This window comes from Streptomyces sp. BE303 (genome assembly GCF_036290945.1).
Taxonomy (GTDB): Bacteria; Actinomycetota; Actinomycetes; order Streptomycetales; family Streptomycetaceae; genus Kitasatospora.
The window spans coordinates 1-326 of the sequence record NZ_JAQYWZ010000453.1 but is presented as its reverse complement, the minus strand read 5'-3'; the positions used below and the strand labels follow the sequence as shown (position 1 = coordinate 326).

Annotated in this window: 1 protein-coding gene; it reads right to left on the bottom strand. The window is 37.7% G+C overall.

The genetic code is table 11. The features are described 5' to 3' along the window. Positions 1–12: 12 nt before the first annotated feature. Positions 13–326: hypothetical protein (locus tag PUR56_RS43350; RefSeq protein WP_329948461.1), on the bottom strand; the 314-nt coding region annotated here is incomplete at its 5' end.

Sequence of the window (326 nt, the reverse complement as noted above, 5' to 3'; positions counted from 1 at the left end):
TTGCTGTTTATTCTAAATTTTTTTGTTGGTTTTGTTGTGGGTGGCTCGTCGGTTCGTGTTTTTTTTTTTTTTTTTTTTTTTTGTTGTTTTTGTTTTTTTGGGGGGCCGGGCGGCGGCTGGGGGTGGGGGCCCCCCCCCCCCCCCCCCCACCAACAAAAAAAAAAAAACAACAAACAAACCCACCAACAAAACACAAAACACAACCCAACAAAAAAACAAAACAACAAAAAAAAAAAAAAAAAAAAAAAACACCACAAACAAAAAAAAAAAAAAAACAAAACAAAAAAAAAAAAACAACCCCCCACCCCACCCCACAACCAAAAACC